22 protein-coding genes are annotated in these 22,959 nt (G+C 70.1%); 10 read left to right on the top strand and 12 right to left on the bottom strand.

Going from position 1 to position 22,959, the window contains the following annotated elements; genetic code table 11:
• Positions 1 to 7: 7 nt before the first annotated feature.
• The 5 genes from BKD30_RS02890 to BKD30_RS02870 form a co-directional block, all read right to left on the bottom strand.
• The gene (locus BKD30_RS02890) at positions 8 to 1,216 is read right to left on the bottom strand and encodes a cobalamin-independent methionine synthase II family protein (RefSeq protein ID WP_076701705.1); all 1,209 of its coding nucleotides are present in this window, start codon (positions 1,214 to 1,216) and stop codon (positions 8 to 10) included.
• Between the two features lie 84 nt (positions 1,217 to 1,300).
• On the bottom strand, positions 1,301 to 2,182 hold the full coding sequence (locus tag BKD30_RS02885; protein WP_076701704.1) for an aminodeoxychorismate lyase: 882 nt from the start codon (positions 2,180 to 2,182) through the stop codon (positions 1,301 to 1,303).
• A gap of 121 nt (positions 2,183 to 2,303) precedes the next feature.
• Positions 2,304 to 2,975, bottom strand: a complete 672-nt coding sequence (locus BKD30_RS02880) for a nucleoside/nucleotide kinase family protein (RefSeq protein ID WP_076701701.1) — start codon at positions 2,973 to 2,975, stop codon at positions 2,304 to 2,306.
• Positions 2,972 to 3,481, bottom strand: coding sequence for a low molecular weight protein-tyrosine-phosphatase (locus BKD30_RS02875; protein WP_076701698.1), 510 nt, complete (start codon positions 3,479 to 3,481; stop codon positions 2,972 to 2,974). Before BKD30_RS02875 ends, BKD30_RS02880 begins: the two co-directional genes overlap by 4 nt.
• Before the next feature lie 214 nt (positions 3,482 to 3,695).
• On the bottom strand, positions 3,696 to 4,946 hold the full coding sequence (locus BKD30_RS02870; RefSeq protein ID WP_076701696.1) for a helix-turn-helix domain-containing protein: 1,251 nt from the start codon (positions 4,944 to 4,946) through the stop codon (positions 3,696 to 3,698).
• A gap of 192 nt (positions 4,947 to 5,138) precedes the next feature.
• On the opposite strand from BKD30_RS02870, the gene BKD30_RS02865 reads away from it, so the two are divergent.
• Positions 5,139 to 5,492, top strand: coding sequence for a hypothetical protein (locus BKD30_RS02865; RefSeq protein WP_076701693.1), 354 nt, complete (start codon positions 5,139 to 5,141; stop codon positions 5,490 to 5,492).
• 369 nt (positions 5,493 to 5,861) lie between these two features.
• Here the strand turns inward: BKD30_RS02865 and BKD30_RS02860 are convergent, their stop codons facing one another.
• Positions 5,862 to 6,311, bottom strand: coding sequence for a DUF1810 domain-containing protein (locus BKD30_RS02860; RefSeq protein ID WP_328586888.1), 450 nt, complete (start codon positions 6,309 to 6,311; stop codon positions 5,862 to 5,864).
• The gene (locus BKD30_RS02855) at positions 6,308 to 6,943 is read right to left on the bottom strand and encodes a DinB family protein (RefSeq protein WP_235861349.1); all 636 of its coding nucleotides are present in this window, start codon (positions 6,941 to 6,943) and stop codon (positions 6,308 to 6,310) included. The genes BKD30_RS02860 and BKD30_RS02855 overlap by 4 nt, the downstream gene beginning before the upstream one ends.
• Before the next feature lie 164 nt (positions 6,944 to 7,107).
• On the opposite strand from BKD30_RS02855, the gene dnaK reads away from it, so the two are divergent.
• From dnaK to BKD30_RS02835, 4 genes are all read left to right on the top strand, one after another.
• The gene (gene dnaK / locus BKD30_RS02850) at positions 7,108 to 8,973 is read left to right on the top strand and encodes a molecular chaperone DnaK (RefSeq protein ID WP_076701690.1); all 1,866 of its coding nucleotides are present in this window, start codon (positions 7,108 to 7,110) and stop codon (positions 8,971 to 8,973) included.
• A gap of 2 nt (positions 8,974 to 8,975) precedes the next feature.
• Positions 8,976 to 9,671, top strand: a complete 696-nt coding sequence (locus tag BKD30_RS02845) for a nucleotide exchange factor GrpE (RefSeq protein ID WP_076701688.1) — start codon at positions 8,976 to 8,978, stop codon at positions 9,669 to 9,671.
• Positions 9,672 to 9,852: 181 nt separating this feature from the next.
• Complete coding sequence (locus BKD30_RS02840; RefSeq protein WP_076701685.1) at positions 9,853 to 10,863, top strand: DnaJ C-terminal domain-containing protein; 1,011 nt, start codon at positions 9,853 to 9,855, stop codon at positions 10,861 to 10,863.
• Positions 10,864 to 10,886: 23 nt separating this feature from the next.
• Positions 10,887 to 11,315: a heat shock protein transcriptional repressor HspR gene (locus tag BKD30_RS02835; protein WP_076701682.1), complete on the top strand. Its 429-nt coding sequence runs from the start codon at positions 10,887 to 10,889 to the stop codon at positions 11,313 to 11,315.
• 9 nt (positions 11,316 to 11,324) lie between these two features.
• Here the strand turns inward: BKD30_RS02835 and trmB are convergent, their stop codons facing one another.
• The gene (gene trmB, locus BKD30_RS02830; RefSeq protein ID WP_083955954.1) at positions 11,325 to 12,092 is read right to left on the bottom strand and encodes a tRNA (guanosine(46)-N7)-methyltransferase TrmB; all 768 of its coding nucleotides are present in this window, start codon (positions 12,090 to 12,092) and stop codon (positions 11,325 to 11,327) included.
• 549 nt (positions 12,093 to 12,641) lie between these two features.
• Between trmB and BKD30_RS02825 the strand changes: the two genes are divergently transcribed.
• The gene (locus BKD30_RS02825; protein ID WP_076701677.1) at positions 12,642 to 14,168 is read left to right on the top strand and encodes a DEAD/DEAH box helicase; all 1,527 of its coding nucleotides are present in this window, start codon (positions 12,642 to 12,644) and stop codon (positions 14,166 to 14,168) included.
• Between the two features lie 57 nt (positions 14,169 to 14,225).
• Here BKD30_RS02825 and BKD30_RS02820 read toward each other — a convergent pair whose 3' ends face one another.
• Positions 14,226 to 15,707: an amino acid permease gene (locus BKD30_RS02820; RefSeq protein WP_076701674.1), complete on the bottom strand. Its 1,482-nt coding sequence runs from the start codon at positions 15,705 to 15,707 to the stop codon at positions 14,226 to 14,228.
• Positions 15,708 to 15,893: 186 nt separating this feature from the next.
• On the opposite strand from BKD30_RS02820, the gene BKD30_RS16905 reads away from it, so the two are divergent.
• Both BKD30_RS16905 and BKD30_RS02810 read left to right on the top strand, forming a co-directional pair.
• Positions 15,894 to 16,046 carry a YccF domain-containing protein gene (locus tag BKD30_RS16905; protein ID WP_083955981.1) on the top strand — a complete coding sequence of 51 codons (153 nt, stop codon included), beginning with the start codon at positions 15,894 to 15,896 and terminating at the stop codon, positions 16,044 to 16,046.
• A gap of 39 nt (positions 16,047 to 16,085) precedes the next feature.
• Positions 16,086 to 17,099 carry an aldo/keto reductase gene (locus BKD30_RS02810; RefSeq protein WP_076701672.1) on the top strand — a complete coding sequence of 338 codons (1,014 nt, stop codon included), beginning with the start codon at positions 16,086 to 16,088 and terminating at the stop codon, positions 17,097 to 17,099.
• A gap of 63 nt (positions 17,100 to 17,162) precedes the next feature.
• On the opposite strand, the gene BKD30_RS02805 is transcribed toward BKD30_RS02810, so the two are convergent.
• Together BKD30_RS02805 and BKD30_RS02800 are read right to left on the bottom strand one after the other, a co-directional pair.
• Positions 17,163 to 17,525 carry a hypothetical protein gene (locus tag BKD30_RS02805; protein ID WP_076701669.1) on the bottom strand — a complete coding sequence of 121 codons (363 nt, stop codon included), beginning with the start codon at positions 17,523 to 17,525 and terminating at the stop codon, positions 17,163 to 17,165.
• A 226-nt stretch (positions 17,526 to 17,751) separates the two neighbouring features.
• On the bottom strand, positions 17,752 to 19,128 hold the full coding sequence (locus BKD30_RS02800; protein WP_076701666.1) for a DUF2252 domain-containing protein: 1,377 nt from the start codon (positions 19,126 to 19,128) through the stop codon (positions 17,752 to 17,754).
• Positions 19,129 to 19,480: 352 nt separating this feature from the next.
• Here BKD30_RS02800 and BKD30_RS02795 point away from each other — a divergent pair, with 352 nt between their 5' ends.
• The gene (locus BKD30_RS02795) at positions 19,481 to 19,972 is read left to right on the top strand and encodes a pyridoxamine 5'-phosphate oxidase family protein (protein WP_076701664.1); all 492 of its coding nucleotides are present in this window, start codon (positions 19,481 to 19,483) and stop codon (positions 19,970 to 19,972) included.
• 49 nt (positions 19,973 to 20,021) lie between these two features.
• On the opposite strand, the gene BKD30_RS02790 is transcribed toward BKD30_RS02795, so the two are convergent.
• On the bottom strand, positions 20,022 to 20,897 hold the full coding sequence (locus BKD30_RS02790) for a PhzF family phenazine biosynthesis protein (protein ID WP_076701662.1): 876 nt from the start codon (positions 20,895 to 20,897) through the stop codon (positions 20,022 to 20,024).
• Positions 20,898 to 20,996: 99 nt separating this feature from the next.
• Here BKD30_RS02790 and BKD30_RS02785 point away from each other — a divergent pair, with 99 nt between their 5' ends.
• The gene (locus BKD30_RS02785; protein ID WP_083955953.1) at positions 20,997 to 22,934 is read left to right on the top strand and encodes a glycoside hydrolase family 3 N-terminal domain-containing protein; all 1,938 of its coding nucleotides are present in this window, start codon (positions 20,997 to 20,999) and stop codon (positions 22,932 to 22,934) included.
• Positions 22,935 to 22,959 lie beyond the last annotated feature (25 nt).

Raw genomic sequence — 22,959 nt, 5'->3', positions numbered from 1 at the left:
GCGCGGATCAGTAGAGTTCGGCCGACGCCAGGGCGGCCCCCGCGGTGAGCGCGGCCAGCTTGGCCCACGCGATCTGCGGGTGCACCCGCCCGCCCAGCCCGCAGTCCGTCGACGCGACGACGTTCTCCTTGCCGACCAGGCCGGCGAACCGGACGATGCGGTCGGCCACCAGGCGCGGGTGCTCGACGACGTTCGTGGCGTGGGAGACGACCCCCGGCAGGATCACCGCGCCGTCGGGCAGAACCCGGTCCTGCCACACCCGCCACTCGTGTTCGTGCCGGACGTTGCCGGCCTCGAACGAGTAGCCGCCGACCTCGACGGAGAGCATCAGGTCCACCAGGTGCTCGAAGCCGATGTCGGTGGTGTGCGGACCGTGCCAGGACCCCCAGCACACGTGGAACCGGACGCGGGACGTGTCCAGACCCCGGAGCGCGGACTGCAACGCCTCGATCCTGACCCGGGTGAACGCCTGGTAGTCCGCGACCGTGGGCTCCGGGTTGATCATGTCCCAGTTCTCGGCGATCGACGGATCATCGATCTGCAGCACCAGGCCGGCGTCGAGGATCGCCCGGTACTCCTCCCGCATGGCGTCCGCGCACGCGTAGACGAACTCCTCCTCGGTCGCGTAGTACTCGTTGGCGATGCGGGAGCAGGACCCGGGGGAGAGCGACGGGATGAAACCCTCGTCGGCGCCCGCGGCAGCCATCGCCGCCTGGAGGTTCGCGATGTCCGCGGCGACGGCCTGCTGCCCGGTGTAGGTCAGGGGGCCGGTCACCTTCGGCTGGAGCGCCCTCCGCCGGCCGGTGAGGATCCCTGAGTCGGGGTCGCTGTACGCCTCGGCGAAGGCCCGCCGATCGCGCCGGTCGGGGAAGGTGGTCAGCACGACGTTGCCCGGGCCGGAGCGGCGGACCGACGTGTCCGCCCAGCGGTCCAGGCCGCTCGGCTCCAGGCCGCCGAGCCGGGCGAACGAGTAGTTCCACCAGGCCCCGTAGTCCACCGAGTGGCTCATCGCGTGCCCGTACTCGCCGTCGCCGACCTGGGAGATGCCCGTCTCGACCTGACGGCGGACGAGGTCGGTGACCGAGTCAGCGAGCAGTCGGTCGAACGCGGGGGTGCGGCCCTGCTCGGTCAGCTCCGCGTTGGCGGCGAGGAGGGCGTCGGTGCGGGGCAGTGAACCCACGTGGGTGGTCCGGATGGCGTCGGTGCTGTGCAGCATCTGACCAGTGTCATCCATCTACCCGCCGCTGCGGCGCCGGTCTCCCCGATGTGACGTCATCACCGGTGAGGGGAGAGGACCAGTTCAGTGCCGGGTGGCCGTGAGCAGCAGCTCGGTGAGCTCGCTCGTGAGCTCGGCGCTGACCGGGATCGCACGGCCGTCGACGCTGCGGACGGGGGCGAGCAGTCGCACGCTCGAGGCCAACCAGACGCCGTTGTTGCCGAACAGATCGTCCGGGGTCAGCGGACCGTACCCCAGTGACCACCCGGCTGTCTGCGCGGTGGCGAACAGGGCGCCCTGCGTGGTGCCGGCCAGGATGCCGCTGCGCAGCAACGGTGTCACCAGTTCGCGGACCCCGTCGCGGGTCCGGGCGATGAGCACGGTCGACGTCGGCCCCTCGAGGACCTGCCGGTCGGAACTGACGAAGATGGCGTCGTCGGCGCCTTGCCGGTGCGCGTGCCGCAGTGCCGCCATGTTCACCGCGTAGGAGATGGTCTTCGACCCGAGGAGCAGCCACGGCGCCTCCGATGCCGCCTCGCTGGAGTAGCCGCGGTCCAGCAGCAGGACGTCGATCCCGCGGTCGCGCTGTTCGCGGCTGCTCGCCGGTACCGGTTGCAGGTACGCCCAGCAGGTCGGCGGGCCCGCCGGGTCGACGCCGCGCGTACCCACGAGTCGGATCACCGCATCGACGTTCCCGTGGCGACGCGCGAACTCCGCCAGCCCCGTGTCGATGGCGGCGCGCCAGTGGGCACCGTCGGGCAGGCTCAGGTCGAGGGCGGTGGCCGACGACGCCAGCCGGTCCAGGTGGGCGTCCAGTTGCAGGGCGCGGCCGTCGACGGCCAGCAGCGTCTCGAACACGCCGTCGCCGCGGACGACACCGAGGTCGGTGACGAGCAGCTGTGGGGCGTGGGGGTCGACGACGCGGCCGTCCGGATCCGTCGGGGTCAGCAGGACGAGGGCGCTCATGGACCCACAGTAGCGAGGCGGTCACGCGGAGATGGCGGTTCCTCGCATCGGTGCCGGGGGACGGCCGAGTACGCTAACTGCCGGTTCCGTCTCCGCCGTGCTTGCCTGGTCCGGCTGCGCGTCAGCGGCGGCCCGGCTTCCCGATGAGCCGGCACAGCACGTGGCGGGCAATCACGTCCGTGTCCGGCTCGTGATGGGGGTCGTCGCTGCCGTCGACGACGACGTCGGCGGCCGCCGCGACGTCATCGCCCTCCAGCCACCTCTTCTCCTGCCTCGCCCACCGGGACCAGTGCGGCCGGAACAGGTCGCCGTCGCGCGCCAGCGCACGCTGCCGCCGCTGGTCCGCCGGCACCTGCACCCACACCAGCACGTCCAGCAGGGGACGGGCCGCCGCGTGCCCGGCGCCCACACCCTCGGCGATCACCAGGCCGCCGGGTGCTATCAGATGGGTGCGGCCCGGTCGGTGGCTCGCCCAGTCCCAGTCGGTCCACCGGGCGGACCGACCGGCCACCAGCGGCTCCAGTACCTCTGCCCGGTATCGGTCCATCCCGGCGGACAGCCCGTCCCAGCCGGGGTAGACATCTTCCAGATGGAAGACGTCGATCGGTACGCGGTCGAGCCGGGGACGCCATTCCCGATCCGGTTCCCGCTGCCGGTCCGGTTCCCGCTGCCGGTCCGATTCCCCGGCGAGGGCCGCGGCAAGCGCAGCGGCGAGCGCAGCGGCCAGCGTGGTCTTGCCGGCACCGGATCTGCCGTCGATGCCGATCAGCCAGGTCCGATCGGCCGCGCTCACCGGTGCGCGATACCGGCGTCACGGTGGTCGCGGATCCACCCGACGAGCGAGGGCAACGCCTCGGCGATCAATCGGTGCGTGGTCGCGAAGTCGGCGTCCGTGCCGTACCAGGGGTCGCTGATTCCTGCGTCCTGGGGGTCGAGGTCGCCGGTGCCGTCGACGAACCCACGGAACATGTGCACCTTCTCCGCGGCCCGCCGGTCGGGGGCCAGCTCGCGCAGTTCGTCGTAGTGGTCCACATCCATCGCGAGGATCAGGTCCAGGTCGGTGAACCACGCGGGGTCGAACTCGCGTGCGCGGTGGCTGGCGGAGTCGATCTCGTCCGCTTCCAGTACCGCACGCGCTCGCGGGTCGATCGGCTTGCCCAACTCCCACCGAGACGTACCCGACGAACCGACCTCGACATCGTCCTCGAGCCCCGCGTCCCGGAGGGCGCGGCGAAGCATGCGGGCGGCCATGGGGGAGCGGCAGATGTTGCCCGTGCAGACGGTCATCACGCGGAACATGAGACCACCGTACCGATCCCGGTCGGGGCCGAGGAGTACGCCCGTTGATCACGACGACGTCGACGCGCCGTGCGCGCCTCGCGTGGAGTCCCGGTGCCGTTGACCCGAGCGATCAGCCTGCCCGGCGTCACCTGACAGAATCTGTCATTTGGATGTTGGTATCTCGTCACATGTCCCGATATCCGGGCGCGATCCGCTGGTTTCCGCCCGTGGGTCAGGCCGATGCCGGCGCGGTGAGGGCGACGTACTGCTTGAAGGCGCCGGTCGCACGTTCGTAGGCGCCGGCGGCTTCGAACGCGTGCGCCGCTCGCAGGAGAGCGTGCGCCGAGTCCCCGATCCGTCCCGTCAACTCCAGGATCCGCGCGTGGATCATCTCCGCTTCACCAGCGGTCTGCGGGGCGAGCGTCTCCAGCTCGGCCAGCACGGGAGTGAGATGCGTCAATGCCTCGGCGGGCCGTGCGGACTCGAGGGCCCATCGGGCACTCACCATGGCCAGTTCGAGCTTGTCACTGCGGTTGCCGACGACGTCGATCGCGAACTGTGCGCGGTCGAGGTACTCGGTGATCTGGCCGCTGACCGCGCCTTTGGTGATTCTCATGTCGGCAGTGGCCTTGTTCAAGCGCCCCCACTGCCGCAAGCCCATGGCGGGCGAGAGCAGGTCGATCGCCTGGCTGTGCAATCGTGCGCCCTCCTGTGGGTCGCCCCGAAGGAAGGCCAGGTTGCCGACCGCCCATGCTCCGCGACCGCGCATCTGAGCGGATACGCCCGGAGTGGGCTGCAGGTCGACCTGGCACGCCACCTCCGTGGCTTCCGTCAGCTGGTCGCTCTCCGCCAGGGTAGCGATCAGCGCACACTGAGCTTCGAGCAGCGTCGAGGGATTTCGGGATGGATGCTCAACGAGCAGTTCGACTGCCGCCCGCGCGTGGTGTACCGCGTCAGGGAGCCGACCCATGCCCTGCTTGCTCGAGGCCGCGATGATCTCCGCCTCGGCCGCGAGGTTGATCGATTCGCGGGCGATCGGATGGTTGCGGAGAGCTTGGGAGACCTCCCAGCAGGGCTCGTATTTCTCGCTGACCATGAGGCATTCGGCGTACAGCATGCTCAGCGACCACCACGCCGACGCGTTCTGCTCCACGTTGATGCCTGCGAGTGCCTGAGCGGCATAATCTGCCGCTAGTGGGTAGTCATAGTTCTTCCAGGCTTGCCGTGCCTGCATCTCGAGTTCGATCGAGGTGATCGAGGTTCCGGAGCCGATTTCCTCCCGGAAGCTGCGCAGATCGTCCAGGCCGACACCGAGGCGTGTCGCCAGTTCGCTCAAGATGGCGTCCGTCGGGCGTCGTCGTCCGCTCTCCAGCAGGGAGATGTAACTGGCCGTGTAGGAATCGCCGGCGAGTTGGGCCTGCGTGAGTCCGCGAGCCAGCCGGGCTTCCTTCAGTTTCTTGCTGAAACTCGTGCTGATCCGCATGGTGTCATGCTACCAGCCCGCCCATGACTGCGACTATGACATGTGGTGTCAGGCCATTCTGAGTTGACGCTTGTCATAGTGCGGGTTGTCCCGTACGCTGATGCCAACGTCGCACACCAACGTGCGGGCACCTCGGAGGTCTCACCGAGGGACGATCGCCGCTTGTCTCGGGCGGAAAGGTATAGGGGAACCATGAAGGTGAAGACTCGCGCCGTGAAGGCTCTACCGCTCCTGCTGAGTGCGGCTCTGGCGTTGCCGATGGTGGCTGTGGGGGCCACCGCGGCACAGGCGGCCACATCGGTCACGGCGTCGTCGAGCACGGTGACCCCCGCCGTGGGCAACTGGCCGGACCGCTTCTACTCGGTGACCCCCGCCGTGGGCAACTGGCCGGACCGCTTCTACTCGGTGACCCCTGCCGTGGGCAACTGGCCGGACCGCTTCTACTCGGTGACCCCTGCCGTGGGCAACTGGCCGGACCGCTTCTACTCGGTGACCCCTGCCGTGGGCAACTGGCCGGACCGCACGAACTCCACCATCACTGCCTGAACGAACACTTCTAGACCGGTTCTTGCGGTCGGTAACTGGCCCGACAGAACCAATGGGGGCTCGCTGCCCCTGATCCATGGCCGGCGCTTCGCCGCCGAGGATCGAAGCTGGCGACGTGTCACCCGTTGTGCACTCATCGACCCAAACCCGGTGCACCTCGGGAGCATCTCGCCGACAGGCTTTCGATCCTGACCAAGTCCATCGCCCCCCCAATTGGATGGCATGTCATCGATCGTCAGCGAGTCCTGCAGGTGCCCCGAGAGAACGGCTCGGGGCACCTGCCTTCTTAACACGCGTGTTGGCCACCAGCCTGGTCAACCAGCGGGTCGTCAACGTATCAGCGCCTTCGGGCGGTATCCGGGAGACCGGTCAGAGCCGCGCCAGGGTGGCGGCATCCGGTTCGCCGTCGAAGCACCGCTCGAGCACCCGGGAGAACGCCTCGTGGTCGGGATCGGCCCGCGCGAACAGGGTCATCGACGAGCGGAGCTTGATCGCGTCGATGTTCCCGAAGATCCCCTCGGCGGTGCCCTCGGCCGCCGCCACGGTCTCGGCGCCCTGCACCAGCCGGCGGCCGAGTACCGGGTGACGCAGGTAGGCCCGCGCCTCCTCGAGCGAGCCGATGGCATACCGCTGCGCCATCGGACTGCGCCCCAGCCCGGCGATCTGGGGGAAGACGAACCACATCCAGTGGGTCGTCTTCCGCCCGCGCTCGAGTTCGGCCAGGGCACTCTCCCACATCCCGTCGGCCTGCGCCTGCACGAAGCGGTCGAGGCCGAAGGGATCAGAGATCGGGAGGACGGCGTCGCCCGAGCTCGTCACCGTCCACCGCCCGCGCTGCCGGCTCCCCGGTCCCGGAAACACTCGGCGATACCCGTCAGCCGGTTCCGGTAGTCCGCCCACCACTGCTCGTCGTCGGTGAGCAGGTTGTCGTTGCCCTCCGAGAGGCCGACGCGGCCGTCGATGGCCTCGCGGACCACGTCCGCGTGTCCGGCGTGACGGGCGAGATCGGTGATGACGTGGACGAGGATCTGGTGCAGGGTCACCCGCTGCCGTTCGGCGGACCACCACGGCACCAACCCGGGTTCGTCCAGCGGCAGGTCTGCGATGGTCGCATCGGCGTGCTTCTGCACGCGATGGTAGAGGGCCAGCACCTCGTGGGCGGGTACATCGGCGGGAGTCCAGAAGTCGTCGTTGTCGGCGTACTCGGGATCCCACGGCATCGGCTCGGAGTAGGGCCGGTCGAACACCTCCCCGAAGTAGCCCGCCTCGACGCCGCTGGCGTGCCGGACCAGCCCGAGCAGGTTGGTGCCCGTCCGGGTCATCGGCATTCGCAGGTGCATCTCGTCCAGGCCTTCCAGCTTCCACTCCAGGTCCTGCCGGACACCGCGGAGGTGCCGGTGCAGCGTGGTCTTGGCCGAGGCCACTGGTGGCGGCGTCACGGAAGTGGTCACGAAGGGCACGTTACCGACTTCCCACCGCCGAGAGTAGAGGGAATACCACGGCGCCCCGGCAAGTTGAGCCAGGTGAACTCAATCCCGCTTGACACGACCCCGAACTGCAGGCAGGCTTGAGTCAGGAACGCTCAAGACCCGTTGTCCGTCGAAAGGAATCCCCCATGTCCCGTGCAGTAGGCATCGACCTCGGCACCACCAACTCGGTCGTCTCCGTCCTGGAAGGCGGCGAGCCGACCGTCATCGCGAACGCTGAGGGCTCGCGCACCACGCCGTCCGTGGTCGCGTTCTCCAAGGCCGGTGAGGTCCTCGTCGGCGAGATCGCCAAGCGGCAGTCCGTGAACAACATCGATCGGACCATCGCTTCGGTCAAGCGCCACATGGGCACCGACTGGACGATCGCCATTGATGACAAGAAGTACACGCCGCAGGAGATCTCGGCACGCATCCTGATGAAGCTCAAGCACGACGCCGAGAGCTATCTCGGGGAGAAGGTCACCGACGCCGTCATCACCGTCCCGGCCTACTTCAACGACGCCGAGCGCCAGGCCACCAAGGAGGCCGGTGAGATCGCCGGCCTGAACGTCTCCCGCATCGTCAACGAGCCCACGGCGGCCGCCCTGGCCTACGGTCTGGACAAGGGCAAGGAGGACGAACTCATCCTCGTCTTCGACCTCGGTGGCGGCACCTTCGACGTCTCCCTCCTGGAGGTCGGCAAGGACGAGGACGGCTTCTCCACCATCCAGGTCCGCGCCACCGCCGGTGACAACCGCCTCGGTGGCGACGACTGGGACCAGCGCGTCGTCGACTTCCTGCTCGAGCGAGCGAAGTCCGGCACCGGAGTGGACCTGTCCAAGGACAAGATCGCGCTGCAGCGGCTGCGCGAGGCGGCGGAACAGGCCAAGAAGGAACTCTCCAGCGCCACCAGCACCAACGTGTCGCTGCAGTACCTCTCCGTCACCCCCGACGGGCCGGTACACCTGGACGAGCGGCTCACCCGCGCCAAGTTCCAGGAGCTGACCTCGGACCTGCTGGACCGGACCAAGAAGCCGTTCCACGACGTCATCTCCGAGGCGGGCGTCAAGGTCTCCGACATCGACCATGTCATCCTGGTCGGCGGCTCCACCCGCATGCCCGCCGTCTCCGATCTGGTCAAGGAGCTCGCCGGCGGCCAGGAGCCCAACAAGGGCGTCAACCCGGACGAGGTCGTCGCCGTCGGCGCCGCGCTGCAGGCCGGTGTCCTCAAGGGCGAGCGCAAGGACGTGCTGCTCATCGACGTCACCCCGCTCTCGCTCGGTATCGAGACCAAGGGCGGCGTGATGACCAAGCTGATCGAGCGCAACACCGCGATCCCGACGAAGCGGAGCGAGACCTTCACGACCGCCGACGACAATCAGCCGTCGGTGTCCATCCAGGTCTTCCAGGGTGAGCGCGAGTTCACCCGTGACAACAAGCCGCTGGGCACGTTCGAGTTGACCGGCATCGCCCCGGCTCCCCGCGGGGTGCCGCAGGTCGAGGTCACCTTCGACCTGGACGCCAACGGCATCGTGCACGTCTCCGCGAAGGACAAGGGCACCGGCACCGAGCAGTCGATGACCATCACCGGGGGGACGTCGCTGCCGAAGGATGACATCGACCGGATGGTCCGCGAAGCGGAGGAGCACGCCGCGGAGGACAAGAAGCGCCGTGAGGCCGCGGATGCACGCAACAACGCGGAGCAGCTCGCGTACTCGACGGACAAGCTGATCAAGGACAATGCGGACAAGCTGCCCGAGGACGTCAAGACCGAGGTCCAGGGTGACGTGGACGCGCTGAAGACGGCGCTCGAGGGCACCGACGACGATGCGGTCAAGTCGGCGTTGGAGAAGTTGCAGGCGTCCCAGTCCAAGCTCGGTGAGGCCATCTACGCCCAGTCCCAGACGGCCGGCGCCCCGAACGACGCCAGCGGGCCCGACGCCGCTGGTGGAACCGCCTCCGACGAGGACATCGTCGACGCGGAGGTCATCGACGACGAGGGAGACAAGAAGTAGGCATGGGGCAGCACGAATCAGCACAGGAACCGCAGGAGCCGGAACGCGAACCGGAGAATGGCGAGCGGCCCGTGTTCCGGGACAATCGCCGGATCGACCCGGTGACCGGCGAGGTCCGTGACCAGGCCGGTGCCGGTGGCGCGTCGGTCCCTGACGACGGGAGCGACGCACCGGCGGGCGGAGATCAGGACGTCGTGGCGGAGGCCGAGGCGATCCTGGACGGCACGGCCGGGGACTCAGGCGAGCGCACCGGAGGGTCTTCCGGGACCGGACCGGTATCGGAGGCCGAGCAACTCGCGGCGGACCGTCTGGTCGATCTGCAGCGCTTGCAGGCCGAGTACGTCAACTACCGGCGCCGCGTCGAACGCGACCGGGACGTGGCCCGTACCAACGCGGTGATCTCCACGCTGACGGCGCTGCTGCCGGTCCTCGACGATCTGGACGCGGCGCGGCAGCACGGTGATCTGGCGGAGGGCCCGTTCGCGGCGATCGCGGCCAAGCTCGACACGCTGCTCGGCCAGCAGGGCCTGCAACGCTACGGGGAGGTCGGCACGCCGTTCGACCCGTCCCTCCACGAAGCGCTGCTCCAGCAGCCCAGCGACGACGTCGAAGCCGGACACATCAGTCAGGTGCTGCGTGCCGGCTACCGGGTCGGGGACCGGGTCATCCGGGCCGCTCAGGTGGGCGTCGCCGCGTGAGCACCTCCTCGCCGGGGCGGCGCCCACCGCCCCGGCGAGGAACCCGACGGACCACCGCCGTCGCGCGCTGACCGCAGCGGGCGACGGCGGTTCGTCCATCCGGGCCGACGCGGAGGCCGACCCGCAACGAGAATCACCGGCCGCACCGGCCGGACACCACACGCACAGGAATCGAGACGCCATGGCCAGTCAGGACTGGATCGAGAAAGACTTCTACCAGGTCCTCGGTGTCTCCAAGGACGCCACGGACGCGGACATCAAGAAGGCGTACCGCAAGCTCGCCCGGAAGTACCACCCGGACCAGAATCCCGGCGACACCGCCGCGGAGGAGCGGTTCAAGGACATCGCCGAGGCCAACTCGGTGCTCTCCGACCCGGAGGAACGACGTCAGTACGACGCGATCCGGGCCATGGGCTCCGGGGCCCGGTTCAGCGCCGGCGGCGCCGGTGCGGGTTCCGCCGGTGGCTTCGAGGACATCTTCGGGGGCCTCTTCAACACCGGCGGCGGCCGCACCCGTACCCGCTACACCACCGGCGGCGGAGGCGGATTCGACGCCTCGGACCTGCCCCCCGAGTTCCGCGACCTGTTCGGTGGTGGGGGCTTCGGCGGTGGCACCTTCGGCGGTGGCGGCTACGGCCAGACCCCGCAGAAGGGGGCGGACCGCCAGGCCACCACCTCGATCTCGTTCGCGGGATCCATCCGCGGCACCACCATCGGGCTGCGCGAGGGTGCCGGAGACGTGATCGAGGTCCGGGTCCCGGCCGGGGTGCGGGACGGTCAGAAGATCCGGGTCCGCGGCAAGGGCCACCCCGGGGCTGCCGGCGCCGGCGACCTCATCGTCACGGTGCAGGTCAAACCGCACGACCTGTTCACCCGCGACGGCGACGACATCCGCATCACGGTACCGGTCACGTTCCCCGAGGCGGCGCTGGGCACGTCCCTCCAGGTGCCCACCACCGACGGGGACACCGTCACGGTTCGGGTTCCTGCGGGCACGCCGTCCGGCCGCACGCTGCGGGTCAAGGGCCGCGGGGTGACGACCGCCAAACGCTCCGGTGACCTGCTCGTCAAGATCGAGGTGGCCGTTCCGCAGAAGCTCAGCGGCGCGGCCGAGGACGCCGTGCGGGCGTTCGCCGAGGCGACCGGTGACGCGGACCCTCGCCGGGATCTCGTGACCCGCGCGCGGCTGTGACCGTTGCCCGAAAGGAGTGAGGGATGAACTTCGACGCCGATGCCCCGATCTTCGTGATCTCGGTCGCCGCCGAGCTGGCCGAGATGCACCCGCAGACCCTGCGTCAGTACGACCGGATGGGGATCGTCACGCCCCAGCGCTCGCCGGGCCGCTCCCGCCGCTACTCCCGGCGTGACGTCGACGCGCTACGCACCGTCCAGCGCCTCTCCCAGGAAGGAGTCTCGCTGGAAGGGATCCGCCGGGTGATGCTGCTGGAGAACCAGGTGCGGGCGCTGCAGAGCCGAGTCACCGAGCTCAGCGCCGAACTCGCCCGGGCCCGAGCCGGCGGCTCATTCGACCCGTCCCGGGTCTTCGCGGCCGGGATGGCCGGCGACGTCGTCTCCCTCGCCCGCGGTCAGCGACCGCGTCCACGGTCGCAGGCCGTGGTGCTCTGGCGAGGGCTAGCCCGCTGACCCGAACCGTCAGCGCCGCTCGTAGGTCAGGTCGCGGATCACCCGGCCGGCGGCGATGCCCTTCCGTTCGAACCCGGTCGCGATGCGCCCGGGAAACCGTGGAGCGAAGCCGTCCGGGCCGTCGTTCGCGGGGGCGAGGCCCGAGACGGCGTCCAGGGTGTCCCGCATCTGCTCCGCGTACTCCTGCCAGTCCGTCGCCAGTCGCCACCGACCGCCGGGCCGCAACACGCCGACCACCAGCTCCGCGAAGGCGGGGGAGACCAACCGCCGCTTGTGGTGCCGCTTCTTGGGCCACGGGTCGGGGAAGAACGTCCACACCTCGTCGACCGAACCGGACGCGAGCAGGGTTCGGAAGACGTCGGGCGCATTCGCCTCGATGACGCGGATGTTCACCGCACCCGCCCGGTCGGCCTTGCGCATCAGGTCCGACAGGCCGGGCCGGTACACGTCGACGGCGAGGAAGTCGTGTTCGGGCGCGGCGACGGCTGCCGCGACGACGGCGTCACCGAGACCCGATCCGATCTCGACGACGAGCGGCGCACGCCGCCCGAAGACGGTGGCGGCGTCGAACCGAACGGTCGGGTCGACGGAGGTCGCCGCGCTGCCGCGTGGGACGTCGATCAGGTAGCGCCCGGCCAGGCGCTGCCAAGCGGCCAGCTGCTTGCCCTGCAGGCGGGTGCCCCGGCGCACGAAGGAGACCACACCTCGGCGCTCGTCGGCGGCGGCCGACGGCGTTCCGCCGGTTCCCGGTGCGCTGCCGTCCTCATGTTGCGTCACGGGGACCCAGCCTAGCTGGGCAGCAGATCGGCACGGAGAGCAGGTGCAGGACGCGCAGGGACTTCCGCAGACTTGTTCTCCTTGTGGACACCGCTGACTGGGACAGTTCCTCCCGAGGAGGCGGTGCCCCACACCGCCTCAACGGTAGGACGTGTCCCATTCGGTTCGCGGCGCTACTCCTCCACGTCCGCCTTCAGGGCATCGGCCAGCTGCTGTGCGGGGCGGCGGCGAGGCGGCCGGTCGGATGTGACCAATCACTCCGCGCTCGATCCCCACCTCGGCACCCCTGGAGCCGTAAGATCGGAGATAGTACCGGCTCGTCGGACGGTTCTTTCGTCCTGGTGCGCCATCATCGGCCCGTGACGACTGATCGACGTCGTCGATCCCGCGGGTCGCCTGCGGTTCCCGCCGCACCGGCTCCAGCCGGTTGCGATCACCCGCCGGTACGCGTCGCGAATCTGACGACCCGCCGCTCGTGCGGCCCTTCCTTTTCCGGCGCACCCGCCGCCATCCCGCGCGCGGGCCCGACCACTGAGAGGTTCCACCCTCGTGACATCCTTCGCCGCTCTCGGCGTGCCCACCGTTCTCGCGGACGCCCTGGCCGTCCGTGGCATCTCTGCCCCGTTCCCCATCCAGGAAGCCACGCTGCCCGATTCGCTCGCCGGCCGCGACGTCCTGGGCCGCGGCCGCACCGGTTCCGGCAAGACCCTCGCGTTCAGTATCCCGCTCGTCGCTCGTCTGGCCGGTGCCCGGGTGCGACGCCGGCCCGGTCGGCCCACGGGGCTGATCCTCGCCCCGACCCGCGAGCTGGCCACCCAGATCAACGCGACGCTCGAACCGCTGGCCACCGCGCTCGGCCTCCGCACCACCGTCATCTTCGGCGGTGTCCCGCAGAAGCGACAGGAGACCGCGCTGGCCGCCGGCGCCGACATCGTCGTCGCCTGCCCCGGGCGCCTCGAGGACCTGCTGCGGCAGCAGATCCTGACCCTGGCCGACGTGCGGATCACCGTCCTGGACGAGGCCGACCACATGGCCGACCTCGGCTTCCTCCCGGTGGTGCGGCGCCTGCTGGACGGCACCGCGAAGGACGCCCAGCGACTGCTGTTCTCCGCCACGCTGGACAACGGGGTCGACGTGCTGGTCAAGCGCTACCTGCACGACCCCACGGTGCACTCGGTGGACGAGTCCGCTGCGACCGTCGCCACCATGGAGCACCGGGTGTTCGTCGTCGGCGCCGACGAGAAGAAGGACCTGGTCCGGGTTCTGGCCTCGGGCACCGGCCGACGGCTGATGTTCATGCGCACCAAGCACCACGCCAAGAAGATGGCCCGTCAGCTCACGGCCGCCGGGATCCCCGCGGTCGACCTGCACGGCAACCTCTCCCAGAACGCGCGGGACCGCAACCTGGCCGAGTTCTCGTCCGGTGACGTCCGGGTCCTCGTCGCGACCGACGTCGCGGCTCGTGGGGTGCACGTCGACGACGTCGAACTCGTCGTCCATATCGACCCGCCGACCGAGCACAAGGCCTACCTGCACCGGTCCGGCCGCACCGCCCGCGCCGGCTCGGACGGCACCGTCGTCACGGTCGTGCTGCCCGAACAGCGCCAGGATGTGCGGAAGCTGCTGCGCGCCGCCGGCGTCGAGGCCGCGTTCGAATCCGTGACGCCCGAGTCGCCCGAGGTCGCCGCGGTCGTCGGCGAGGTCGCCCCGCACGTGGCTGCCGCGCCGGCCCGCACCCCGGCACAGCGCCCGGCGAAGTCCGGCACGGTGGGTTCCCGCCCGGCGAAGTCCGGCACCGCAGGTTCTCGGCAGGCGGAGTCCCGGCAGGCGGAGCGGACCGGCGGTGAGGGCGTCGGCCGCTCCCGGAACAGCTCTCGCCGCGGACGTGGCGGTCCGGCGAAGAACTCCCGGCCCTCGTCCTCGGTTGCCTACAGCACCTCCACCGGGGCGCCGGGCGGAGCCGCGTCCGGCGGTAGCCGCAGCGCCGGTGCGCGGGGGACCGGAACCACGGTGGGTCACCGGCGCGGTCCGCGCCGGGCCGACTCCCCGAACACCGCCCGCGCCCGCCAGGGCTGACCGCGGTCGCTGCCGGCTCGTCGCACCGGAGGTCCGGAAGTCCCGGACAGCCGGTGCTCAGCGACGGGCCGGACCGGGCTGGGTGGCGGCCGAACGCCGCGGGCTGTCCGGGTTCATCACCGAGTTGCGGCGTGAGTACAGGAAGTAGATGGCCAGGCCGACCGCGAGCCAGACGACGAACCGGATGTAGGTCTCCACGTTCTGGATGGAGACGATCAGCCAGAGGGAGAACAGCACGCCCACGGCCGGGGTGATCGGCATCAGGGGGGCACGGAACTCGCGCGGCAGGTCCGGGCGTCGATAGCGCAGCACGATGACCGCGATGCAGACGACGACGAACGCGGACAGGATGCCGATGTTCGTCAGGCCGGCGGCTTCCTCGATGGGCAGCACCCCGGCGATGATGGCGGAGCCGATGCCGGCGAGCCACGTCACCCGCACCGGCACCTTCCGGCGGGTGTCCGTCTTCGCGAACCACTCCGGCAGCAAGCCGTCCCGGCTCATGGAGAACCAGACCCGGGTGACGCCGAGCATGAAGGTGATCATGACGGTCAGGATCGAGATGATCGCCCCGACGGCGATGATGTTGGCGACCACGGGCAGGCCCACGGAGTTGAACGCGGAGGCGAAGCCGCTGGTGGGGTCGATCTCGGTGTACTTCTGCATCCCGGTCAGGACCAGGGTGGCCAGTACGTACAGCGCCATGGCGATGGCCAGGGAATAGAGGATCGCCTTGGGCATGTGCTTGGTCGCGTCCTTGGACTCCTCGGCGGCGGTGCTCATCGCGTCGTACCCGAACACGGCGAAGAACACGGTGGCCGCGCCCGCCATCACCCCGGAGAACCCGAAGGGGAAGTACGGCGTGTAGTTGGCGGTGTTGATCTGGAACGCGCCGAGCACCACGATCAGCAACACCAGCGCAACCTTCAGAACCACGAAGATCATCTCGGCGCGGGCGGCGCTGCTGATGCCGCGCGTGAGGATGAACGCGGTGAGCAGGCACAGGACCATCGCGAACAGATCCACCACGTGCCCCTCGCCGGTGCCGGGCGCCCCGAGCATCCAGGGGGGCAGGTCGATGCCGATCTGGCCGACCAGGAAACCGAAGTAACCCGAGATGCCGATCGCGACGACGGCGACGATGGCGATGTACTCCAGCAGCAGGTCCCAGCCGATGAACCAGCCGACGATCTCCCCGAGCCCGGCATAGCCGTAGGTGTAGGCGGACCCCGCCTTCGGCACCATGCCCGCGAACTCGGCGTAGGAGAATGCCGCCGCGGCGCTCGCGACGCCCGCGATCAGGAAGGACAGCAGAACCGCCGGTCCTGCCTTGCCGTTCGCGACGGCGCCGGCGAGGGAGAAGATGCCCGCACCGATGATGCCGCCGACGCCGATCGCGGTCAGCTGCCACAGGCCGAGGGTCCGTTTGAGGGAGTGCTCCTCGACCTCCGGCTCGATCTCCCCGATGGGTTTGCGGCGGAGCACGGAGTACGGGTTGTCCGCCCGAGCCGATCGTGACGCCTGTCCTGGTGCTGTCATGGTGCCCTCCTGCGTACGCGTGCGCCGAAGCGGAACCGAGCGCCAGCGTGAGCGGCATCACCCGGCCCGGCACAGGCGATGCTACCCGGGATCACCGACATCGGCACGGGTTCGCCGACGCTGATCGCCGGTGGTGGTCACTGCCGACCGGTGGCGGCCGCGCCGGTTCCGGGACAGAATCGGAGCATGAGGACCCTGCTGAACCTGATCTGGTTCGTCCCGAGCGGCCTGTGGCTGGCCGTCGCCTACGCCGTTGCGGGCGTGATCTGCTGCCTGCGCAACCCGGCCGCGGTGGGCGGCCGGCCCGCGATCGGCGCATGCGTGGACGACGCGCGCTGACTCGCACTGCGAACCATACCCGCCCGACGCGAGGAGCTCATGCAGACCGTCACCCTCGGCGCCGGCTCGGCCGGGCCCCTCACCGTCAGTGCCCTCGGCTTCGGCGGCATGGCGCTCACTTCCGCCTACGGCGGCCTGTCGGCTGACGAGGCGCTCGCCGTGCTGAACGCCGCCGTCGATGACGGCATCATCTTGGTCGACACCGCCAACGTCTACGGTGACGGTACGAACGAGGAACTGGTGGGCCGGCTGCTGGCGGACCGGCGCGACGAGGTCGTGGTCGCGACGAAGTTCGGCATCGTGCACGGCGCGGACGGCACCCGGCACGCCCGGGGCGACGCCGCCTACGTGCGCCGCTGCGCGGAGGAGAGCCTGCGGCGGTTGAGCGCCGACGTCATCGACCTGTACTACCTGCACCGGCGCGACCTCTCGGTTCCCCTGAGTGAGACGGTGGGGGCCATGGCGGCGCTGGTGGATGCCGGTCTCGTCCGCCACCTGGCACTGTGCGAGGTGACGGCGGCGGAGATCCGGGAGGCGCACGCCGTCCACCCGATCACCGCCGTGCAGAGCGAGTGGTCCGTGTTCAGCCGGGACGTCGAGCACGCGGTCGTGCCCGCGTGCGCGCAGCTGGGTATCGGGTTCGTGCCGTTCGCGCCGCTCGGTCGCGGGTTCCTCGCCGGTGCCGTCCGTTCCGTGGCGGACCTGGGGCCCGACGACGCCCGGCACGACTTCCCGCGGTTCGACGCCGACAACCTCGGTGCGAACCTGGAGCTGCTCGCCGAGATCGAGGCCAGCGCGCACGAGACCGGGATCACGCTCGCGGAGATGGCCCTGGCGTGGCTGTACGCCAAGGGCGAGGACGCCGGTCTGACCGTGGTGCCCATTCCCGGGTCCCGGCATCCCGAACGGAACCGGCAGAACGCCGCCGCCGTGGACATCAGCCTCTCGGCTGAGCAGGTCGCCGAGCTCGACAGCGCCGCGGCCCGGGTGGCAGGCGCCCGTTCGCGCGACCGTTCCTGGGTGTCCGAGGGACGGGAGCGATCCGCGGACTGAGCCGGCCGGCGGTGCCTCGACCCGGCGGCGGCGAAGACGACGGCCAGGTGAATCCGTCCAGAGCTATTTGCTGCTTGGCGCCGGGCTCGGTGTGAGACCGCAGGCCGTGAGCAGGGCCGTGACCGAGGCGGTCGGAACCTGGTCGCCGGCCTTCGCAATCTCCTCGAGCGGAGTGACGAACTGGGCCGGGACCCCCGCTGCCTTGGCGGTGGAGAGCAGGCCCGAGAGGACCTGCCGGTCCTGTGCGCCGAGCTGCCCGTCCTGCAGCGGCGAGCAGATCTGTCCCCGCACCACATCGGCAGCGGCCGTTGCTGCCTGCGAGGCGGCGGCCCCGGCGGCGCTCTTCGCTGCGTCCTGCACCTGGCCGCAGCCGGCCAGGGCGAAGAGCAACGGGATCCCGATGAGCACCACGAGAGGACGGTTCATCTCCCCATGCTAGAACGGGCGTCCGACGCCGGACATCGTTCCGCAAAATTATCCATGCTGCGCGTAACCCATGGTCGCCCAGGAAAGGTCACGCCGCGATGCCGGCCTCAAACGCCGGCAGGGTCCCCGGCCACCGCGGCCACCGCGGCCACCGGTGCGTTCACCGAGTGGACAGGAACCATCGGAACCGGGAAAAAAACTAGCCAAGGTTCTTCGATGCAGGGAGTCAGTTCTCACTGGCTGCTTCCAGCGTGCCGGTTTTGACTGCTTTGACGAGTTCATGGTAGTCGGATTCGGTCTGGTCGGCGTAGCCGACAGCGTAGGTGGTGAACGCGGTGTCCATCGGTTCGCCGTTGGCGCAGTAACCTGCCAGCAGCCGCGGGTCGATCGATCGGGAGTGGGCCCGCGCCAGCAGTGCCCCTGCCAGGCGGCCGTAGTCGTCCAGGTGGTCGCGTCTGAGCCCGGTGGGGTCGATTTCACCTTTCCGGTTGCGGAATTGCCGGATAAGGAACGGTCGCCCCCCGATCGTGGTCCAGCCAAGCAGGATGTCGGTTTCCGCCTGGACCAGTCGCGCGCCGTGCACGATCCGCCTACCCTCATGCGAGGCCGGCGCACGGCCCAGGGCATCGTTCACTGCGCTCCGTACGGCCTGCTTGGCTTGCAGGATGAGTGCCTCGTCTCCGTTGCCGCGCAACAAAATCAGGTAGTTGCGCAGTCCGACGCTGCCGGTGCCCACCACCCGGAAGGCCACATCGGAGAGGCTGTAGCGCGCGAGCAGATGCCCGCGGGACTCGTGCAGGCTTGTCACGTAGCCGGGCAGCCCGCCGATCACAGCGTTCGCTGTCGCGGAGCTGACCTGGCTGAGCGCCGGCGGGTCGGCAATGAAGCGCCATTCCCGCCCGTCCATGCGGGTCCATTTGGCCGCGACCTTCGCGCTGGTGTTCTTTGTGGCTTTACGCGCGGCCTGGGCGAAGTCGTCCAGCAGTTTGTCTGCCTTGACCCTGTTCAGCACCGACTCATCCCCGAGCGCGGTCCACGAATCCATGAACGGCAACCCGGCCAGATGTTTGCTGGTCTGGCGGTAGGCCCGCACGGCGTCCTCCGCCGCGTCCTTGCACCCGCTTTCCGACACACCGCCCACACGGCCGGCCAGGATCAGGCTGACCGCCAGGCGTTTCAGATCCCACTCCCAGGGACCCGACGCCGTCTCGTCGAAATCGTTGATGTCCATGATGATCCGGTCATCGTGCGTGCCGTACAGCCCGAAGTTCCCTGCATGCGCGTCCCCGCACAACTGGGCCTCCAGACCGGTGCGCGGGCCGGCGGCCAGGTCCCCGGCCATCAGCGCCGCACTGCCCCGGAAAAAAGCGAAGGGCGAGGCGAGCATCCTGCTTACGCGAAGAGGCACCAACTCCGGCCGCCGGCCTTCGTTGCTCGACTCCACGAATTCCTTCACCGCAGGCCTGCGGGCGGCCAGGACAACAGACCGGTGCACCTGGTGATCGACACTCTCACGCAGCGCCCGGCCGCGCGCGTGAACCTCCGTCGGGTCCACCCAACGTCCCAGCACCGGGGCGGCACCCGGCCCTTCGAAATCACTCATAAGTAGTGCCTCATAAGAGTGGTGTAATGCCCCGGTGGCCAGCACGTCATTGCAGACGTGGACGCGACCACCGGTGTGGTCCTTCGAGTCAGCCTTGCACAGAATCCTCGAAAGGAGACACCACGGTGACCGCTCCTCATATTGTCGACCCTACCGGGCTGCTGGGTGAAGCCCCGGCTGACCACGCAGGGATCCTCCCCGCGGCCCACGGCGCGGCTCTGGACGCCGTGGGAGCGTGGCATCGGCCAGGTCGCTGCCAGCGGTCCGGCTCCAAGGCCTTCGGGCCGTGGACCGGGCGCGCCGAGGCGCTTAGGCTGAACGAACCGCGACCTCGCCGGTGAAGGAGAGTGACATGAGCCAGGCCAGCCAGTCCGACGACAGCGCGAAGATCATCGAGCTGATGCGGAAGGACCACACCGTCATGGTCAGTACGGTCCTGGAGAGCGGATCGATCCAGAGCCGGCCGATGACGGTCCAGAAGGTCGAGGGCGACGGCACCCTGTGGTTCTTCGCCCGTGACAACGGCCCGTTCGCCGAGCAGTTAAGTGCCCACCCGCAGGTCAACGTCGCCTTCGCCGGCTCCGGGCACTGGGTCTCGCTCGCCGGGAGCGCGCGGCTCGAGCACAGTCGGACCAGGATCGACGAGCTGTGGGACTCGGCCACGGACGCCTTCTTCCCGGACGGGAAGCAGACACCGGGGCTGACCCTGATCGCCGTCAGCCCGGACTCCGCCGAATACTGGGACCAGCCCGGCGGCGGCGCGGGCGCCCTGCTCAATTTCGTCAAGGCCAAGGTCACCGGCGCCACGTACGACGGTGGCAACAGGGGCAGCACCGAGCTGTAGTCCACGGCGGCGCCGCCCAGACCGGACGGGGCGGCGGGCGCCCGGAGGCTCAGAGGCGGACGGTGCCGCGAATGCAGGTGACCACGTTCCCGCCGACCCACACGTCGTCGCCGTCGGCGTCCACGTGCACACGGCCGGCCCGGCCCACCCGGCTGCCCTGCGCCGCGACGTAGGACGGGGGCAGCACGCCCTCGCCGATCAGCCACTGCGCCAGGGACGCGTTCAGGCTCCCCGTGACGGGGTCCTCTGCCACGCCCGCGCCGACGGCGAAAGCACGCACCTCCGCCCGGACCGGCCCGCCCACCGGCTCGAGCCCGACGATGCCGACGTTCAAGCCGCTCAGGGCCGTGACGTCGGGCTCGACGGCACGCACCGCGTCGGCGTCGGCCAGCAGGACACCGAGCCAGCCGGGCCCGTTGTCCACCCACCGGGCGGCGACCACCTGGTCCGGCTCGATCCGCAGTCCCGTGGTGACGAGGGCGAGCGTCTGCTCGTCCGGAGGCCCGGATCGGACCGTCGGAGGTGCCGCGAACGCGAGCCGCCCGCCGTCGCGCCTGATCCGGACCAGGCCGGCGCCGCATTCCTGGACGACGTCGCCGATCCGGTCCTCCGGGCGCGAAGCGTCGCCGGAGGTCAGCCACGCGTGCGCGCTGCCGAGGGTCGGGTGACCGGCGAACGGCAACTCGCGCGCCGGCGTGAAGATCCGCAGCCGGTAATCGGCGCCTGGTGCGGTGGGAGCGCACACGAATGTCGTCTCGGACAGCTTCGTCCACGCCGCGAAGCGTTGCATGGCATCCGCGTCCAGTCCGTCGGCGTCCAGGACGACGGCGACGGGGTTGCCCCGGTAGGGCTCGGCGGTGAACACGTCGACCTGGGTGAACGCACGATCACGCGGCTGCCGGCCGGCGGAGGTCGCTTCAGTCATGAGGCCGACTCTACGGCCGACACCGTTACCGGATCGTTCCGTCGGCGGTCGGCGTGGGCGCGTAGCGTGACGACGGTGCAACGAAGGGAGTGGATCGTGATGTGGCGATCGAAGCCGACACCGTCCGCGCCGACCCGGCGGGCTCGTCCGCGGGTGAGGAGGGGGCGGACGGCGGCGGCCGCGCTGATGGCCCTGGGCCTGGTCAGTGCGACGGTCGCGCCTGCGCAGGGAGCGCCCGTGGCGCCGGCTCGCGCCGTCCCGGCCAGCGTCATTCCCGGCGCCGGCAACCTGACCGGGCGACTCACCCTCGAACAGCGCGTGGGTCAGCTGTTCATGACGGCGAACACGGCCACCGGCGTCGACCCGGCGGTCACGGCACTGATCCGCGGCCGGCACATCGGCAACGTGATGCTCAGTGGGCGCAGCAGCGCTGGCATCGGGGCCACCGCTGCCGTCAGCCGTGACCTGCAGGCCACGGCGGGCGCGGCCACGGGAGGATATCGACTCGCCGTCGGCACCGATCAGGAGGGCGGCGCCGTCCAGGTGCTCCGCGGTCCGGGCTTCTCCACCATCCCGTCTGCCCTGACGCAGGGCACCTGGTCCGACGCGACGCTGCGTTCCTCGGCCGCCGCCTGGGGGCGCCAACTGCTGTACGCCGGAGTGACGGTGGACCTGGCGCCCGTCGCCGACACCGTCCCGAGTCCCCGGTTCGCGCCGTCGAACGCCCCGATCGGCGCCTTCGCTCGCCAGTACGGGTACACACCCGCGCAGGTCTCGGCGAAGTCCCGTGCCTTCGCGGCGGGCCTGCGGGACGCCGGCGTGGCGCCGACACCGAAGCACTTCCCGGGCCTGGGCCGGGTCACCGGCAACACCGACACCACGGCCGGTGTCACGGACAGGCAGACCACCCGCACGGACCCGTACCTGCAGCCCTTCCGGGACCAGGTCGCCGCCGGTGCCCGCTGGATGATGGTTTCCACCGCCTACTACAGCCGCATCGACGCCGCCCGGCCCGCGGCGTTCTCACCCACCGTGCTGTCGGGCATGCTGCGGTCCGACCTCGGCTTCGGCGGCATCGTCATCTCGGACGACCTGTGCAACGCCAAGCAGGTCGCGGCGTGGACCCCGGCCCAGCGCGCCGTGAACTTCATCGGTGCCGGTGGCAGCATGGTGCTCTGCGCCAGCCCGACGATGACGGCACAGATGTACGACGCCGTGCTGGCGCGGGCGCGGTCCGACTCCGCCTTCGCGGCCAAGGTGAATCAGGCGGCCCTCATCGTCACCCGGACCAAGGCGACCAGCGGCAGTCCCAGCATCCCGAGTTCGGCGGACCTCATCGCCCGGGGCTCGAACAACGACCTGCTCGACTATGCCGGCTCCGGTCGTGGAACCGTGCTGCCCGCTCGCCGGATCGGCACCGGCTGGGGCGCCATGCGGTCCGGTGCCACCGTGGACTACAACGGCGACGGCACGTTCGACATCGTCGCCTCCTTCACCGGCGGGGATCTGAAGCTCTACCCGGGGTACAACGGCGGCGGGTTCGCCCCGCCCGTGACGATCGGTCGGGGCTGGGGTGGGTATCAGGTCATTCCCGGTACCTGGATCGACGCGGCGCGGTATCCCGGCGTGGTGGCGAAGAGCCCGGACGGACGGTTGCTCTACTACGCCAATCCGAGTGCGGGAACCACGGCCGCCGGCACACTGATCGCTTCCTCGTGGCCGGCGGTGGAGACGGTGATGCTGGACACGGACGGAGACGGGCACGCCGATCTGCTCGCCCGTACCGGTGACGGGCTGCTGCGGCTGTATCGCGGCGACGGCGCCGGGCGCCTCACCGGCGCCCCCACCGTGGTCGGCCGTGGCTGGAACCGGATTCGCGGGATGACGGTGGTCCACGGTTTCACCGCGCCGACGAGTACCGGCCTGCTGGCGACGTTCGACGACGGGTCCCTGCGGTACTACCCGGTGGCCGCGGGCCGAGTCAGCGGGGGTCCCACCGTCGGGTCGGGTTGGACACGGATGACGACGCTGCGATGAGGCTACGCGAGGCCTGGCTGGTCGG

This window comes from Tersicoccus phoenicis (assembly GCF_001968835.1).
In the GTDB taxonomy this organism is placed as follows: Bacteria; Actinomycetota; Actinomycetes; order Actinomycetales; family Micrococcaceae; genus Tersicoccus; species Tersicoccus phoenicis.
This window is presented reverse-complemented; position numbering and strand designations above follow the sequence as displayed.

What these genes read in the sequence shown, in the direction of transcription:
- BKD30_RS02865 (WP_076701693.1), top strand. Translation starts at nt 5,139, where the DNA reads ATGAAGGTGAAGACTCGCGCCGTGAAGGCTCTACCGCTCCTGCTGAGT.
- BKD30_RS02785 (WP_083955953.1), top strand. Translation starts at nt 20,997, where the DNA reads ATGTGGCGATCGAAGCCGACACCGTCCGCGCCGACCCGGCGGGCTCGT.
- BKD30_RS02810 (WP_076701672.1), top strand. Translation starts at nt 16,086, where the DNA reads ATGCAGACCGTCACCCTCGGCGCCGGCTCGGCCGGGCCCCTCACCGTC.
- BKD30_RS02840 (WP_076701685.1), top strand. Translation starts at nt 9,853, where the DNA reads ATGGCCAGTCAGGACTGGATCGAGAAAGACTTCTACCAGGTCCTCGGT.
- BKD30_RS02805 (WP_076701669.1), bottom strand. Translation starts at nt 17,525, where the DNA reads ATGAACCGTCCTCTCGTGGTGCTCATCGGGATCCCGTTGCTCTTCGCC.
- BKD30_RS02845 (WP_076701688.1), top strand. Translation starts at nt 8,976, where the DNA reads ATGGGGCAGCACGAATCAGCACAGGAACCGCAGGAGCCGGAACGCGAA.
- BKD30_RS02885 (WP_076701704.1), bottom strand. Translation starts at nt 2,182, where the DNA reads ATGAGCGCCCTCGTCCTGCTGACCCCGACGGATCCGGACGGCCGCGTC.
- BKD30_RS02890 (WP_076701705.1), bottom strand. Translation starts at nt 1,216, where the DNA reads ATGCTGCACAGCACCGACGCCATCCGGACCACCCACGTGGGTTCACTG.
- BKD30_RS02870 (WP_076701696.1), bottom strand. Translation starts at nt 4,946, where the DNA reads ATGCGGATCAGCACGAGTTTCAGCAAGAAACTGAAGGAAGCCCGGCTG.
- dnaK (WP_076701690.1), top strand. Translation starts at nt 7,108, where the DNA reads ATGTCCCGTGCAGTAGGCATCGACCTCGGCACCACCAACTCGGTCGTC.
- BKD30_RS02820 (WP_076701674.1), bottom strand. Translation starts at nt 15,707, where the DNA reads ATGACAGCACCAGGACAGGCGTCACGATCGGCTCGGGCGGACAACCCG.
- BKD30_RS02835 (WP_076701682.1), top strand. Translation starts at nt 10,887, where the DNA reads ATGAACTTCGACGCCGATGCCCCGATCTTCGTGATCTCGGTCGCCGCC.
- BKD30_RS16905 (WP_083955981.1), top strand. Translation starts at nt 15,894, where the DNA reads ATGAGGACCCTGCTGAACCTGATCTGGTTCGTCCCGAGCGGCCTGTGG.
- BKD30_RS02795 (WP_076701664.1), top strand. Translation starts at nt 19,481, where the DNA reads ATGAGCCAGGCCAGCCAGTCCGACGACAGCGCGAAGATCATCGAGCTG.
- BKD30_RS02800 (WP_076701666.1), bottom strand. Translation starts at nt 19,128, where the DNA reads ATGAGTGATTTCGAAGGGCCGGGTGCCGCCCCGGTGCTGGGACGTTGG.
- BKD30_RS02790 (WP_076701662.1), bottom strand. Translation starts at nt 20,897, where the DNA reads ATGACTGAAGCGACCTCCGCCGGCCGGCAGCCGCGTGATCGTGCGTTC.
- BKD30_RS02875 (WP_076701698.1), bottom strand. Translation starts at nt 3,481, where the DNA reads ATGTTCCGCGTGATGACCGTCTGCACGGGCAACATCTGCCGCTCCCCC.